Origin of the sequence: Jannaschia sp. 2305UL9-9, from assembly GCF_041403465.1 — a bacterium.
GTDB lineage: Bacteria > Pseudomonadota > Alphaproteobacteria > Rhodobacterales > Rhodobacteraceae > Jannaschia.
In genome coordinates, this window is the sequence record NZ_JBGEHM010000009.1 from 39,023 (window position 1) to 54,125 (window position 15,103).

Genomic DNA, 15,103 nt, shown 5'->3' on the forward strand with positions numbered 1-15,103 from the left:
AGGAGAGTAACCGGCAGTTCGTCTTGGAATATGTTAGCTATCCGATAGGTTTCTTATAGTTATCCGGTAGCTTCCAGATATCCATGATAGTCTATATGTCGTGATATCTATATGATACCTACACTTAATGTAGGCTCGTTTTGCTTTCTTGTGGCCTCCTTGCGTCAGACCTATCCGGTAGCATGCTGATACCTAACGGCTAGCTATCTGACAGCTATCCGGGATGTTACAGGTGTCTGGCACCTGAATAAAAATCCGAGCAGAACAGGAGCCTTCACATGCCGGTCATCACCTTTGCCAATCCGAAGGGAGGCGCGGGCAAGACGACTGCTGCGCTTCTTCTGGCGTCGTCGCTTGCAACGCGCGGCGCCCGTATCGCCATCATAGACGCCGACCCGGAACGCTGGATTACCCAGTGGTCCAAGCTGGGGGCAGGGCCCGGCACTATCGAACTCTTCTCGGACGTGACCGAGGACAGCATCGTCGATCTGATCGATGAAACCAGTCGGCGCGTGCAGTTCGTCATTGTCGATCTCGAGGGAACGGCAAGCCTGATGGTGGCCAATGCCCTCGGGATGTCCGATCTGGTGGTGATCCCGACGCAAGGGGGATCGATGGACGCCAAGGGCGCTGCCAAGACCATTCGCCTTCTGCGCAATCAGGAGCGTATGGCCCGACGTCCCATTCCGCACGCGGTGCTGATGACGCGGACCTCGGCAGCCGTGACCAGCCGGGCGTTGCGCAACGTGGTCGAGCAACTAGAAGCCGCGGATATCCCGGTTTTCGGAACCCCCATCGTTGAACGCGCGGCCTATCGCGACATCTTCGATTACGGGGGGCTTCTGGCGGATCTGCCGGCAGACCGGGTCAGCAACCTGGGCCGGGCCGTCGAAAACGCCAATACCTTCGCCGGCGAAGTTCTGACCCGTCTCAAGCAGGCCAAGACAGCCGAGGAGGTGGCATGATGGCCCGCGATACCCTGCGCGCCGACCTGGGCTTTGGTGACGAACTGGCCCAGTTCGATCCCGACAAATGGGTTGCCGCCCCGAAGCAGGCCCCGCAGGCGCAGGAGCGGCGCCACACCCGCCAAAGCGCCGAAGCACTCGGCTTCAGCAGTCGAGAGATACCTGCCGCCCCCCCGGAGCCCCCAAAGGAAATGCCCGTTCGGCGACGACGGACCGGCCGCAATCAACAGTTCAACCTCAAGGCCCGGCCGGACATCATCGAAGCCTACTGTCGGATCGCCGACGACAATGGTTGGGGTTTGGGCGAAACGCTGGAACATGCGGTGGCCCTGCTGGAGGCCCGATACGGCCGAGGCTGACCGCCGAAGTGTCCGCAATTCTGCCAGATTCCCGTCCGATTGGGGTCTTAAGGTTTTCTTAGGGTTCTGGTCATAGGGTGATGACGGGGTTCAGTCGCCTTCATCGACTGGACAGGGAGAATACTATGTTCTTAGGCATCGTCATCATCGCTACCTTGTTTGGCTACGCGGTCGGTCTGATTGCCTGGATTGCGGGGGCAGGGATGCTTGCGGCCTTTGGCCTGCTCGTCGCAACCGGAGTTGGATCGACTATCGCTCTGACCGTTCTGCTCCTTGTGCGGGAAAACTTCCAGAAACGGTTCGCCCCCGCGCAGGAATACACAGCCTTCTGATCGCGGACGGCCTGCCTTGCACGGCATGGCATTGCCCCTCGGGGGTTGTCGCTGCTCGGGCACAGGTCCGTATCAAACACCTGCCTGTCGGCTTGCATCCCCGCTGCTGCCGTTCCAGCATTTGCGCTGCTGATCTGTCGGACAGGTCAACCCGGGGCAGGGGGGTCATATGATCGAGCCAAGTTCGATGCCGCGTCCTGCATCTCCTCTCTATGTCATTGGCGATATCCATGGGCGGATCGATCTGCTCGATGAGATGCTGGGCCAGATCGACGCCGACATGACCCGGCATCCATTGCCGCCGGACGAAAGGGGACAGCTCGTCTTTCTGGGCGATTACATCGACCGGACGGCTGATGGGGGCGCGGTGATCGATCTGCTGCAAGACCTGCAGCAGGCGGCCCCCGACGATGCAATCTGTCTGATGGGCAATCACGAGCGTATGCTGCTCGACGTGCTCGATGCACCGCAGGAGCACGCCTTTCGATGGCTGCGACACGGCGGAGAGGAAACCCTGGCAGGCTTGGGGCTGACCGATCCTGATGCAGGCAGTATCGGTGCGGAGACGCCGCCCGAGGCTGCGGCGCGCCTGGCCGAACGTCTACGCGATGCCCTTTCCGAAACCACGCAGGGATGGCTGCGCGATCTGCCTCTGTGGCACCGGAATGGTGATGTCATCTGCGTCCATGCGGCTATGGACCCTGACGCGAGCCCCGAGGAACAAGAAGCCAAGACGATGCTCTGGGACGGCTGTCGCCGGTTTCACACTCAGGCGCGGCGCGACGGTCTCTGGGTCGTTCATGGACATTCGATCGTGCCAGATCCAATCATCCACAAGCGCCGTATCGCGATCGACACCGGGGCCTATTATTCCGATCGTCTGACGGCTGCGGTCCTGTATCCGGACCAACCGATCCGGTTCTTGCAAACCGGCCCGTGACCACGGTCGATCAGGCGGCGCCGCGTCGTTCGGCCCACGTCAGGCAGAATTTCAGGAAATGCTGTGCAGGACTGTGAGGGGTGCAATCCTTGTCCAGACACCAGGCTCGCCATTCCTGTTCGATGACATGGACATCCCATCCCGGTGCGATCTGACGCGCGGCCTGCAACGTTTCCCCCGACAGCGGAGGGGGCAGGCGGGTCGCATCGCTACGCCGTTCCATCGTCTGCCGATTGGCAAACACGACCTTCTCGACATCGGCCTTCCGTTCGACCAGGCGAACAGAGTAATCGGGCATGTGGCAATGGGCCTCGTCCTGCTGAACGACGCTTTTGACCAGACGGCGAAACTCCTTGAGGGTGGAGTTGGAGCCGCATTTTTCCTTGAGCTTTTCGAGTCCGATTGACCATTCAGACTGGTGCCCACAATGTTTGCGGGCCAACTCGTACATCCGACGCTCCAGAGGTTTGCGCAGGCGAAAGTAATCCCGATGCAGTGTCAGAACTTCCCGCGCCTCGATCGCGTTGAAAACCCAATCCGACAAGACGATTTCCAGCTCCTGCATCCGACCCTCGCGGGTCTCGCGCACGACACGGGCCCGCTCGATCAGGCCGAAAACATCGAAGGTCTCGGTCCCACCAGTTTTGATGTTCGTACTGATCGTGGTGCCCCGCAGCCGCTCCAACGCGGCCTTGAGACCCTCGTAGGCTTGGCCGTTCGTCATCCGGTTGGTCGCCGTCAGCATATCGTGCGCCTTGAGGCGGATGGTCCGGTCGACCTGCCGGCCTTCGTTGATCGCCGCGATGATCTGGCTGATGCAATAGATCAGGATGTCGCGATCATGAACCGTCGCCAGACCTTTGACGGAAGGTGAAACCTCGACGAAATGGTCCCCCTGCTCGTAACGGCGCAACCGCGTGTCCGGCTTGGTCGAAAGCGAAAATATGGGATGTTCCATGGATGCAAGATCGCCCTTGGGAACCGCATCCAGCACGTCGCAGACGAAAAAATCCGACGACGGATGACGTTCGGGCAGGAGGGGTGACCGGCTGGGACCACCGTCCATGAGATCACCGTCTTTCGATATTTCACACACCATACGGCTTTCTTCGATACTTCACACACCAAGTCAAGCTCTTCGATATTTCACACACCATCTTTCGATATTTCACACACCGAGTTTCGATATTTCACACACCGGAAAATTTGTAAGGGACTGATCATGCTAGCCTATTCGGAACAATTTTCTGCGTAACACCTATTTAACACCTATTTAACACCATTGCCTGTGGATAACCCGAAGAGAGCTGAGCCGAACAACGAACTTCTGGCCCGATGCATAGATCCGAATCGACATTCGTTCAGCCGAACATAGGACAGCCAACCTTCCCGCGCGAAATGAAGAACTCTCGCAACTTCGCCATCAATGAATGGAAGACTAGGAACGGAAAATCTGTTTGTAATCTGAAGATCGAGACTTGGATCTCCACACTAATGTTTATTGAGATAGAGGAGAAAAGCCCAAACGGACAACAACAAATGCCCATGGAAAATACCACGACCCCAGAGCGATAACACCGTACGCAGCAGACCTCGGATGACTTCTTGAGACTGTATCCGTATTTCCGAAGATCCAATTCAAGCATCGTCTCCGAACGCGCGTTACTGATGTCGAACATCCCAGAGGTCCGACGTTCGATCTGCTGGCGTTGCTTTTCCTTGATGGAGGTTTGAAACCCGCGGGGGACAACCTTATCCACAAGGTTCAAGGCGCGCCGTCGCAGGGTGAATACGGGCCCGGTTCGCGGTCGGAGACGATTGGCACGTATGATCGCGTTGGACCAGCGCAGCAATTCGTAAGTAACTGGTCCCCAAGCAGTATTGGCTTTTCTATCTGTCGGCAGCTTCACGTAGGTACCACCACCAAGACGGCAGATTTCCTCGATGAATCGCTGAGGTTCACTCGAGAGCATCTCAAGCGGGAGGGCAACGACCTTGTCATTTCCAAAATACTCTCGGTACATGTCGATCAGGCGATCAAAACAGAAAAAAAGAAAGCTGACACATACCCGAGAAACCGGCAGGTTCATCTCCCGTTCCGATGAATTCTTCCAGCGTCAATCGCCCACCCGTTCTAAGATGCTGACTGTAAAGCGAGTGAATCAGAGATACCTGTTCCCTGAAGATAACCAAAATGGAGGCATCGGGAAAAACATCGAGCACCCGACCCGCGACCTGGGGCGCATAATATTCTCCGGAAAAAGGACGAGATGACAATGCTTCGTGGCTTACAATGATCGTATGATTTGTCGTACCCTCGGACAGATTTGCAACGGATTCCAATCGGTTGCGTGTCGCGACAGGGTCAAATGCAAGGGGGTCGATCGCAACGAATTCAGAAATTGCGGCTGATGCAATGTTCCCCCAAGGCGATGAAAATCCGACATCCGCATTGTCGAACATATGTTTCTAAATCCATGTACTATCGCATTTATGCAACCCGACATCCACCATGATCTTACGGTCAGCCAGAATTGATGCCTGTGGCGATGAGGCTTGATTGTTGTTCATGGAAATTCGGCATCCTCATCGTCTAATTCATGGATACTTGGGCCAAACGTTGTGTTTCTCGCGCTGTACCCAGATGTAGTCGACAGCTCAAATCAAGAAGAGTGGACCCTTTGGGAACATTGAACCGCCAGTTTGCTTTCGGGGTCTCGACGCGCTCGATATTCAGGCTGCTCCAAGTTGCTTCCTTGTTTGGATAGCGGCGCAGCGCAATCCGCTCGTCGCGATCAAAAACCACGCCCACCTTGTTGTCGATGTTCAACCATCTCGAAGCACCGAAGTTCTTCGCCTCCCCATGCAACTGAGCTTTGCGCTTTATCTTTTCCGTGAATGACAAGGTGTTCGTGTTCTGCGGATCAGTCGATGCAACGCTTTCAAAACTTGAAATCGTGTCGCTCGGACCTTCGAAGAAATAGGTTCGGGTGAAGCCATTGAACACGTCGTTGGGAATGCTCCAATTCAAACCGGTCAGATGCACGGCAGACAGCTTTCTGGAGCTTCTATATTTCGAGGCAACGCGCAAGATTCCATCACGAAAATCAATTTTCAAATGGTTCTGAGCAAGCGCGACGCCCTTTGAATTTCTGATGGAATGGGACCCTTCCACGCGGATGGAATTGCCTTGCGCCTCCATGGCCTTGACGCCGATCCAGTTCACCTCCTGCCCGAATTTTATCGAGCCCAGAAGGTTCGCTCGGTACCAGTCGGCGATACTATCGTCACTGAACGGCAAGAATACGAGGTTCGGAACAGGCTGATTGAGCGTTGACCAGGCAAATGACATGAAAGCCGTTTCATTTCTTGCGTAACAGCACTGTGATTCCGGGCTGCTTGTGCCCGCAGCACAGCCTTCTGCTGCCGGCCCTGTAGCAAACCCTTGCGAAGCCAGCATCGTCAGTGTGAGCGCGATACACGCAAAGCAATCGGTTTCGTATTTTGCATACTGGCCCTTGTACAAACCTTGCGTGAAGCGGGCGCCGAAGAACGATCCGTCCAGGCTGCGGGAGGCTTCAAAATCAAGCAGGGCCAAGCGTTTCTGAAAGATCGTACCTGTCCGCTCTCCACATTCGATGGAGGCAAGGAACAGCAAGGCCGGAAGAATGAAGTATTCACCGTAGGTGTATCTTGCCCAGTCCTGCCCCCCCAGATATGCAAATCGGTTCGAAAGGAAGGTCGGTTCGGAAAACTCCCAAACTTTCTTAGCATTGTGTGCGAGCGCATCCGGGATCGCTATCGACGCCCGTTTCAGTGCAAAAGCGGCCCAGGTTTTTGAAATGAGCGGTGAAGCGACGTAGCAGAAATGGGTGGTGCCATGGTTTTCGAGGCTGCCATCCTCATGAATGTTGCAGGACCTCAATGTCTCGGACACGGTGACGCCATCGACGACTGTGTTGTTGTTTCGATCGGAAGGGCAACTGAAGGTATTGATTCCGAACTCGATCAACCGTTTGCGCCACAGCGGGGCATTGGAATCATCGGGAAGCAATGCCATGGCAACGGCTATGATCTCTGCATCCCAAGCGGTTTCCTCGGCCTTCGTGTCCTCTGAAAGGCCGGTTGGGATGAGGCGGGACAAATGCCGGTTCGCTTCGGCCGCAACAAGGGCATGAACCGCGGCCATATCGTCCGGCTCGAGGATGTCCCGCGCCATATCTGCCCCAAGAGCAAGTTTCGTTGCCCACCACGAAGACTGCCAACTCAACCCCCAACGCCCGTTGTCCTGGCAGGATCCATTGCCTGTAACGTGGCTGGAGGTGAGGTAACGGACCAATCTTTTCAGAATCGTGCCGAGCTCGACATGAACATCTTCGGAAACAGAAATTTCGTCTTTCTGACTCAGGAGTGTCGCGATGGCGAAAACGAGATTGCTGTTGGAACGAATACCATTTTCGCCAGATGAACCATCACCGAAAAAACCCCTATCCGACCCGACAGGCTGCCAGGCGTTCTTCAAGTATTCCGGTAGTCGGGCTAACAGTCTTCTCAGGACATGAACGTCATTCGAGGCGTTTTTGGCCATTGCGCTCTTCATGGGGGTAGCCTTCTTTGCGTTCGCAATTGGTCGTCAGGGGGATCGAGGCCAAACAGCTCTTTTCAGTCATAGTGCACTGGCAACATCTCTCACATCACCACCAAAGACGTTGCCAAGGCAGTTGCCTGGCGATGCGCCTGATTTCTGTCTCAAACGGCGGCAGTATGCGGCAGTGGTGATGTCATGACCACCTGAATTGATCTCCGGGTCCGGCCGGATGCTCGTACAAGGCATCTGGCGGGGTAGGGGGGGACCATTCGAAGCGAGGGCGTATCGGTATTCCGGTTCGGCGTCCGGGCAACGCGCCTCGGCATGGTTCAATGCTTCGCGTTCGTGACCTTCGGTACTGATAATGCCACGTTCCGGCGCCATTCCTGGATCGTGCCATCACCGACGCCATGCTTGCGGTCGATCCCCTTGGTTGCGGTCCCCTCAGCTGGGGAACAGGCAGACCTTAGATCGAGGACGTTCAGACGCCGTAGTAGTCGCGGTACCATGTCACGAAGGACGCGACCCCCTCATCGATATCCGTATTCGGGACAGAACCGATCAAAGTCCGCAGCAGGGTCGTATCGGCCCAGGTCTGAGGCACATCTCCCGGCTGCATCGGCAGGAGATTGCGGCGCGCAGGCCGCCCGGTAGCGGTCTCGATTGCCTCGATAAAACGTCCGAGTTCGACTGGCTGCGAATTTCCGAGGTTGATGACACGCCATGGCGCGATGGGCGAAAGACTGTCGTCGGGAATTTCCGGCGCCGTCTCGGGAAGACCGGGAACCTTTGTCATCAGGCCCAGGATCGCCGTGGACAGATCACTCACATAGGTGAAATCCCGACGCATCCGGCCTTGGTTGTAAACGTCGATCATCTCGCCAGCGAGAATGGCGCGCGTGAACTTGAAAAGCGCCATGTCGGGACGCCCCCACGGTCCGTAGACGGTAAAGAACCGAAACATCGTCGTGGGCAGTCCGTAAAGATGGGCATAGGAATGGGCCATCGCCTCGCCGGCTTTCTTGGTGGCGGCGTAGAAGGACATCTGATGATCCGCGCGCATCGTCTCGCCATAGGGGAGATCGCGGTTGGCACCGTAGACCGAGGACGTGGACGCAAGCAGCATATGCCTTGGAGGATGGGCACGGGCAGCTTCCAGAAGCTCGAACGTGCCGGCGATATTGCTCTCGAGGTAATCTCGCGGGCTCTCGATGGAGTGTCGCACGCCCGCCTGGGCAGCCAGATGGATGACGTAATCGAACCCGTGCTCGGCGAACAATCCAGACAGCAATCCCTGCTCCTGAACGGCACCGGCAACGAAGGTAAAACCCGGCTTCCGGATCAGCCGGTCCAGTCGCGCCTGTTTGAGCCTCACGTCGTAATAGTCGGTCATGGCGTCAAGACCGACTACGTCGTGCCCGGCATCCAGCAGATCGGAACTGACGTGATAGCCAATGAAACCGGCCGCACCGGTGACGAGCACCTTTGACATGGTGAACTCCATCGCTAACCCAGTCTGCTATCGCAGGGGCGTCCTGTCTTGTAAACAAGGCAGACTGCCGTGGAACGGCGGCTCGGCGTAACGGCCGAAGCATCGCAAACCTGTTCCGGTTCTGTCGGGGACCTGCAAAATTCACCTGACCTGCAAATCTCGAAACTGCGGATGGCTTGCATCACGGACGATATATATCAATCACTTGATGCGCGGTTCGTGTTGCTCTCGACTGCGACCTTCCCCCTGTGGCGGCGTATTGCCGGAAGTACGCAGTCGTCGTCCGTGAAGCGGGGCAGGCGTGCGATCGCCTGCGGCCCCCGACCGCCTTGCGCCATGGTGGATGGCCGGGCGCGGTCACATCCCGAAAACTCTTATCTTACTTAAGCCTTATTGTTCCCTGATTTCTGCCCCGACCCGGACAAGTCCGGCCTCTAACGCCGTCTTTGTAATCAGTGGTCCGTCCGGGGCCGCCAGCAGGAGCCGCCAGGATGTCGCAGACCATCAACCGCCCCACCTTCGACCTCGATTTTTCCGAGGCCGTCCCCGGTGTCGGCACTCTGCAGACATCGACCATCCAGCTCGATTTCGGCTCGGCACAGCCGGTCATCCACGACGACGGCAAGACCTTTGCCGCCGATGGCGTCGCAGAACGGGCGGTCTACGCGAATGTGGCGACCTTCGAGGGCAGGTCGCTCGACCTGGTGGGGCACGTGATGCGCGCCGAAAAGCTCGACGCGGCCGGCAACCCCAACGGGGCCGACACCAACCCCGACCTCGTCAACACCAACCCCGGCGCGGCCGGCGGCGATGGCACCGCCAACGTCAAGTTCACCGCCAATTCCCTGGTCGAGGTCAAGTGGGTCCTGGTCGAGAGCGGCACCGACATTCCCGTCACGGTCGATGGCGTCTCGGTCCTGATCAACGATCTCGACGGCGACAGCACCATGACGAAATACGAGCGCATCACCGTCGCCAAGGACCAGATGGACAGCTACGCCCTCGAGGGCGCCGCCGCCAACCCGACCAACATCACGGTCACCGACAACGGCGGTTCGTACACATTCACCCCCGATGACAACGACCCCGGCGCGCCCGGCGCGCGGCCCGACAATTCCGTCGCGCTGACGTTCCGCAACATGTCCGAGTTCACGATCCAGTACGAAAAGAACAACCGCGGTGGGAACGTGGGCCTGGACGGCACCTTCAGCGACACGTTCTTCACCGAGGTTCTTGTCGAAGACACCAATCCCGATTTCGGCGCCCGGTTCGACGAGGGCGGCGATCCCGTCGGCCTGGCCGATCCGGACACCCTCAAGATCGACAGTGCGGGCGGCTTCATGACGTCGCTGAGCGTCACGCCCGCGGCCGGCAGCATCGCCTATGGCGCCGACGAGGTTCTGATCCTGCGCGGTGACGACGGGGCCGAGATTTCCGTGCCGCTGGACGGTTCGGACACCACGCCACGCCGCATCATCGTGGACGGCGAGACCTTCGAGGTCGTCTTCGAAGACGGTGCCGTGACGATCACTGCGGTCGACCCCGCCGGCGCGCCTGACGCCGCGATGGCAAGCCTCGTGCAGGGGCTGGCCTATGACAACACCGCCGACCTGCCGGTCGGGGCCGATCCGGTCCTGCGCGAACTGGCGATGACCCTGACGGACGCGGACGACATTCAGTCCGCCCCCGCGACCGCCTCGATCCAGCTCGTCGGTGTCGACGCGCCCCCGGCACCCGACCTCGCCCCCGCGCTCGACCTCGATGGCGACCAGAGCAGCTTTGCGGGCGTCGAGACGGTCCTGGGCTACGGCACCCAGAACGGCCAGATCCGCTCCATCAACCTCGCCACGGGCGAGGACACCCTTGTCTGGCAGTCGCTCAAGGCCGACGGCTCGGCCTTCACCGGGCAGGTGAACGGCGCGGCCGCCAGCACGACGAACCCCAGCCTCTTCTACTATGCCAACAACGGCAGCAGGGCCACGATCGAGGTCGTGGACGTCGCGGCTGGCACCCAGACGACCCTCAAGACCCTTGGCGGCCAAAGCGCGGCGGGCGACTTCTACGACGGCGCGCTCTACACGGCCGTGGGCAATGCGATCCACAAGCACAGGCTATCGGACGACGGCCTGCGGATCATATCCTCCGAAGAGGTCATGCCGGACGACGGAAAGGGTTTCGGCGATTTCGTCGTCACCGAAGAAGGCGGCGTCGACGTCATCTACCTGTCGCGCGGCGGATCGTTCTCCAAGTTCGACACGGCGACGCAGACGTTCGAGGCGCTCAACACGCCGGTGGCGGGCCTCGACTTCACCGACAGGTCGGGCGGACAGCTCGGCATGGATGTCGACGGCAACCTGATCTACGTGGACCGCGCAGGTGAGCGGGGCGAGGGCGGCGGCAACCTCTACATCATCGACAAGCAGACCGGCGCGCTGACGCCCATCGGCGTGCAGACCGACCATTTCGTCACCGACCTGTCGGCCTCCGCCTTCGGCGCGATCACCGGCGAAAACCTGGATGTCGCGCGCACCTTCACCGAAGGCGACGGTCCCATCGGGGTGGTCGACGCCGATTTCACCCTCGACGACCGCGGCGAGGACGACCTTGCCTCCGTCGCGATCGAGATGCGCAACATCGCCGACGGCGGGGACGAGACGATCCTTCTGGGCGGCGAGACCTTCGCCTTCGGCACGGCGCGCACCGCGACCATTACCGTGAACGGCGCAGAGATGACCGTTGCCTTCGACGGGACCACCGCGATCGTCACCGACCCTGCGGGGGGCGCGATGGACACCGGTGCCGTCTCCTCGCTGATCGGCGGGGTGCAATACGAGAACACCTCCGAAACCCCGACGGAAGGGCCGGGCGCCAACCGCGTCCTTGCCTTCACCGTCACCGACATGGCCGGACAGGTCAGCCCGCCGGCCCATTCCATCATCGCCGTGATCGACACGCCCGACGCGGGTGGCGACGACGCGGGCGGCGTGATCGAGGCGGGCATCGACGGACCGGGCATCCCCGGGGCGTCCGGCACCCTGACGGCGGCCGTGGCCCCGACAACCACCGGGACCTGGTCGGGCGACGCCGCGGGAACCTACGGGCGCTTCGCGATCGACCCGGAAACGGGCGAATGGACCTATGCGCTCGACAATGACGCGGCGGCCACCCAGGCCCTGCAGAGCGGCGAAAGCGTCACCGAGACCTTCACCGCCACCCTGACGGACGGGCGCGGCAACACCACCCGGCAGGTCGTCACCATCACCGTCGACGGCACCAACGACGTGCCCACCGTCACCAGCGCGGCACAGGAGGGCACCGTCGCCGAAGCCGGAACGGACGGGCAGGGCACCGCCGTCGCCACCGGACAGGCGCGCGCGGCGGACGCGGACGCGGACGCGGCCCTGACCTGGTCGGGCGATGCGCAGGGCACCTACGGGCGCCTCGCGATCGACTCCGACACGGGCGAATGGACCTACACGCTCGACAACGACGCCCCGGCCACCCAGGCCCTTGGCGCCGGGACCCACGCCATCGAGACGTTCGAGCTTTCCGTGACCGACGAACACGGCGCGACCGCCACCACGACCGTGCGCCTGCGCGTGGACGGCGCGGCGGACGAGGCCGGTGCGGATACGGTGATGACCGAGGATGTCTGGTTCATGGCCGACACCTCGCCAATCGTGGTGGCTGCCGGTGTCAGGACCGAGTGGGATTATCAGGGCGGTTCCGACAAGCTGGAGCTTCGCGTCGAGATCCCCCTGGAGGACCTGTTCGGAGAGGATACCGACTGGACGTTCGAGGATGTCGACGTTTCGCATTACCTCGAGGTCTTCGCCGATCTGGGGGTCAGCACGCTCGACAAGATCGACATCGACGTGGACGACGACGAAATCACGCTGCGCTTCCGCGCGCGGGACGTGGAGTTGACGCAGGAAGAATTCGATGCGCTGCCGGATGCGATCCCGACGCCGATCCAGGTGCGCGACCCGAGCGGCAAGGTCTTCGGCCTCGATGTGAACGTGCAGGTGAGCGCGGGCACGTTGCACTCGCCCATCGCGTTCGACCTGAACGGGGACGGCGTCATATCGACCACCGGCGTGTCCACCGCGCAGTTCCGCGCGGACGGTGAGATCGGCGATACGGTCCTGTTCGACCTAGACGGCGACGGCACGCTCGAGCGGATCGAATGGATGGACGGGCGCACCGACGCCCTCTTGATCGACAACCGCGACGGGGCGGCCATCGGCGACATGGACGGCAAGCGCCTGTTCGGCGACGAGGGCGGGACCTATGTCGACGGCTACGCCAAGCTGGCCCTGATCGACGCGAACGGCGACGGCGTGCTCACGGGCGCCGAGCTTCAGGGGCTGGAGCTATGGGCCGATGACGGCGACGCGGTGCTCGAGACCGGCGAGACGATGACGCTGGAGGAGGCGGGCATCGGCTCCGTTTCCGCCAGCTTGCGCTACGTGGTCAACGATCGCGGCGAGACGCTGTTCCAGAGCCAGGCGCTGCGCGGCGACGATACGATCGAGGAGCCTGTCGGCCCTGGTGCCGGCGTGGAGATCGGTGCCTTGGACTCCGAGCATTTGCGCGGCGGCGACGGGTCGGACACGCTGACCGGGGGCGATGGCGACGACACGATCGACGGCAGCCTCGGTCTCGACACCATCGTGGGTGGCGCGGGCAACGACCTGATCACCGGTGGCCCCGAGGAGGGCGACCTGCGCGATGTGGTGTTTGCCGGCGCGGGCAATGACACGGTGCGCGGTGGCGCGGGCAACGACGAGTTGCGCGGCGATGCGGGCGACGACATCCTTGATGGCGGCACCGGCGCCGATCTTCTCCTCGGGGGTACCGGCAACGACACCCTGACGGGCGGGTCGCTGGGCGACATGCTGTCGGGCGGCGACGGCATGGATTTCCTCAACGGCGGCTTCGGTTTCGACCGGATGAGCGGGGGCGACGGGGCGGACCGGTTCTTCCACGGCGGCGTCGAGGGCCACGGCAGCGACTGGATTCAGGACTACGATGCATCCGAGGGCGACGTTCTGGTGTTCGGCGGCCCGGCCAGCGCGACCGCAGCCGATTTCCAGGTCAACGTCGCCACCACCTACAACGCCGGGTCGGGCGCCGTGGACGAGGCCTTCGTGATCTACACGCCCACCGGTCAGATCATCTGGGCCCTGATCGACGGCGCGGATCAGACGGACATCAACATCCAGCTCGCGTCGGGAACCTTCGATCTGGTCTGATCGGGATCTGCCACATGAGCCATTCGGGGGTCGGTATCAGCCCTGCATGGCAACCGGAGCATGTGGCCGTTCATGCAAGGTCGCAGCAAGGCGGGACCGGGCCAAAGCCGGTAGCGCCTCAACCACCTCCGGACTTCCTTTAACATAATTAAGGTTATTGAGGGTGTCGGCGGATGCAGGTCGCCGCCATCCCGAACCACAGTTCGAGGGCGGGCCACCACCCCATCCAAGGCCAACGGACACACCGTACGCAGTGCCGAACGGCACTGCTTCTACTTGTATTCGATCAATCCCGCATTCTGGCCGGTGCGGGCATTCAGGTGGTATTCCACGACGCCCCGCGCCTCTGCGAACTTGCCTATTACCAGAAAGAATGCGCGCTCGGCTGCGTGTCGTCCGCCGCCGAAGCGCAGCCATAACCGCAGGATCTGTGCGGGATACAACAGGGCCGGGATCAGGCCCCACCCTCCGAACGCCAGTCCGGACAGAATGGTGCCCAACGGCAGGGCCAGGCCCCAGACGAGCGCGCTGTTTCGGGCGCGCACGCCGTGGCGTTCGGGCGGGGCCCCATGCATCGCGGCCCCTTCGGCGGCGGCATGGCCGGCCCGCCGCATTCGTTTCCAGAACTGGCCGAACCGCGTCATGGCCGCATCGTGCAGCACCATTTCCGCGTCGATGCGCCAGACCTGCCAGCCCAGGGCGCGCAGACGCAGGCACATCTCCGGCTCTTCCCCGGCGATCAGGCCGGGGTCGAAGCCGCCCACCGCCTCCAGCGCCTCCATCCGCATCAATGCATCGCCGCCGCAGGCCCGTGCGGCCCCGATCGGCGTGTCCCATTCCGTATCCATCAGGCGGTTGTAGACCGAGGCGTCCGGAAACCGTTCCCGTCTGCGCCCGCAGACCACGGCGGCCTGGGGGTGGTCAGTCAGGAAAGCGCGGGCGGTTCCCAGCCATTCGGACCGGATGGCACAATCGCCGTCGATGAACTGCACCAAGGGGGGCGCCGTTCCCGTCCGCAACCGGTCAAGGCCCGCATTGCGCGCGCGCGCAGCGGTGAAGGGAATGTCGGTGTCCAGTTCCACCACTTCGGCGCCGCGCGCGCGCGCCGCGGCAACCGAGCCGTCGGTCGAAACGGAGTCCACATAAACGATGCGGACAGGCCCGACCTGCGA

11 protein-coding genes are annotated in these 15,103 nt (G+C 61.1%); 5 read left to right on the plus strand and 6 right to left on the minus strand.

The annotated features are described in order from the left end of the window. Window positions 1-278 precede the first annotated feature (278 nt). The 4 genes from V6N07_RS18220 to V6N07_RS18235 all read left to right on the plus strand — a co-directional run bounded on the left by V6N07_RS18220 (window position 279) and on the right by V6N07_RS18235 (window position 2,596). On the plus strand, window positions 279-965 hold the full coding sequence (locus V6N07_RS18220) for a ParA family protein (RefSeq protein WP_371158451.1): 687 nt from the start codon (window positions 279-281) through the stop codon (window positions 963-965). Further along, the gene (locus V6N07_RS18225) at window positions 965-1,324 is read left to right on the plus strand and encodes a hypothetical protein (protein WP_371158453.1); all 360 of its coding nucleotides are present in this window, start codon (window positions 965-967) and stop codon (window positions 1,322-1,324) included. The genes V6N07_RS18220 and V6N07_RS18225 overlap by 1 nt, the downstream gene beginning before the upstream one ends. A 125-nt stretch (window positions 1,325-1,449) precedes the next feature. Beyond that, the gene (locus V6N07_RS18230; protein WP_371158455.1) at window positions 1,450-1,656 is read left to right on the plus strand and encodes a hypothetical protein; all 207 of its coding nucleotides are present in this window, start codon (window positions 1,450-1,452) and stop codon (window positions 1,654-1,656) included. Between the two features lie 169 nt (window positions 1,657-1,825). Then, on the plus strand, window positions 1,826-2,596 hold the full coding sequence (locus V6N07_RS18235; protein ID WP_371158457.1) for a metallophosphoesterase family protein: 771 nt from the start codon (window positions 1,826-1,828) through the stop codon (window positions 2,594-2,596). A gap of 10 nt (window positions 2,597-2,606) precedes the next feature. Here the strand turns inward: V6N07_RS18235 and V6N07_RS18240 are convergent, their stop codons facing one another. From V6N07_RS18240 to V6N07_RS18260, 5 genes are all read right to left on the minus strand, one after another. Beyond that, complete coding sequence (locus V6N07_RS18240; RefSeq protein ID WP_371158459.1) at window positions 2,607-3,662, minus strand: replication initiator protein A; 1,056 nt, start codon at window positions 3,660-3,662, stop codon at window positions 2,607-2,609. Window positions 3,663-3,957: 295 nt separating this feature from the next. Continuing rightward, a complete protein-coding gene (locus V6N07_RS18245; RefSeq protein ID WP_371158461.1) occupies window positions 3,958-4,686 on the minus strand; it encodes a hypothetical protein in 729 nt (242 codons plus the stop codon). Beyond that, window positions 4,634-5,059, minus strand: coding sequence for a hypothetical protein (locus tag V6N07_RS18250; protein WP_371158462.1), 426 nt, complete (start codon window positions 5,057-5,059; stop codon window positions 4,634-4,636). The genes V6N07_RS18245 and V6N07_RS18250 overlap by 53 nt, the downstream gene beginning before the upstream one ends. A 130-nt stretch (window positions 5,060-5,189) precedes the next feature. Next, on the minus strand, window positions 5,190-7,196 hold the full coding sequence (locus V6N07_RS18255) for a hypothetical protein (RefSeq protein ID WP_371158464.1): 2,007 nt from the start codon (window positions 7,194-7,196) through the stop codon (window positions 5,190-5,192). A 469-nt stretch (window positions 7,197-7,665) separates the two neighbouring features. After that, window positions 7,666-8,676 (minus strand): NAD-dependent epimerase/dehydratase family protein, encoded by a 1,011-nt coding sequence (locus V6N07_RS18260; protein ID WP_371158466.1) that lies wholly within the window; start codon window positions 8,674-8,676, stop codon window positions 7,666-7,668. A gap of 491 nt (window positions 8,677-9,167) precedes the next feature. Here V6N07_RS18260 and V6N07_RS18265 point away from each other — a divergent pair, with 491 nt between their 5' ends. Then, window positions 9,168-13,931 carry a VCBS domain-containing protein gene (locus V6N07_RS18265; protein WP_371158467.1) on the plus strand — a complete coding sequence of 1,588 codons (4,764 nt, stop codon included), beginning with the start codon at window positions 9,168-9,170 and terminating at the stop codon, window positions 13,929-13,931. Window positions 13,932-14,203: 272 nt separating this feature from the next. On the opposite strand, the gene V6N07_RS18270 is transcribed toward V6N07_RS18265, so the two are convergent. After that, on the minus strand, window positions 14,204-15,103 hold a 900-nt coding region (locus V6N07_RS18270), incomplete at its 5' end, for a glycosyltransferase family 2 protein (protein WP_371158469.1).

Bases quoted from the DNA above. Each gene is read 5' to 3' on its own strand.
- V6N07_RS18220 (WP_371158451.1), top strand. From the start codon at position 279: ATGCCGGTCATCACCTTTGCCAATCCGAAGGGAGGCGCGGGCAAGACG.
- V6N07_RS18225 (WP_371158453.1), top strand. From the start codon at position 965: ATGGCCCGCGATACCCTGCGCGCCGACCTGGGCTTTGGTGACGAACTG.
- V6N07_RS18230 (WP_371158455.1), top strand. From the start codon at position 1,450: ATGTTCTTAGGCATCGTCATCATCGCTACCTTGTTTGGCTACGCGGTC.
- V6N07_RS18235 (WP_371158457.1), top strand. From the start codon at position 1,826: ATGATCGAGCCAAGTTCGATGCCGCGTCCTGCATCTCCTCTCTATGTC.
- V6N07_RS18240 (WP_371158459.1), bottom strand. From the start codon at position 3,662: ATGGACGGTGGTCCCAGCCGGTCACCCCTCCTGCCCGAACGTCATCCG.
- V6N07_RS18245 (WP_371158461.1), bottom strand. From the start codon at position 4,686: ATGAACCTGCCGGTTTCTCGGGTATGTGTCAGCTTTCTTTTTTTCTGT.
- V6N07_RS18250 (WP_371158462.1), bottom strand. From the start codon at position 5,059: ATGTTCGACAATGCGGATGTCGGATTTTCATCGCCTTGGGGGAACATT.
- V6N07_RS18255 (WP_371158464.1), bottom strand. From the start codon at position 7,196: ATGAAGAGCGCAATGGCCAAAAACGCCTCGAATGACGTTCATGTCCTG.
- V6N07_RS18260 (WP_371158466.1), bottom strand. From the start codon at position 8,676: ATGTCAAAGGTGCTCGTCACCGGTGCGGCCGGTTTCATTGGCTATCAC.
- V6N07_RS18265 (WP_371158467.1), top strand. From the start codon at position 9,168: ATGTCGCAGACCATCAACCGCCCCACCTTCGACCTCGATTTTTCCGAG.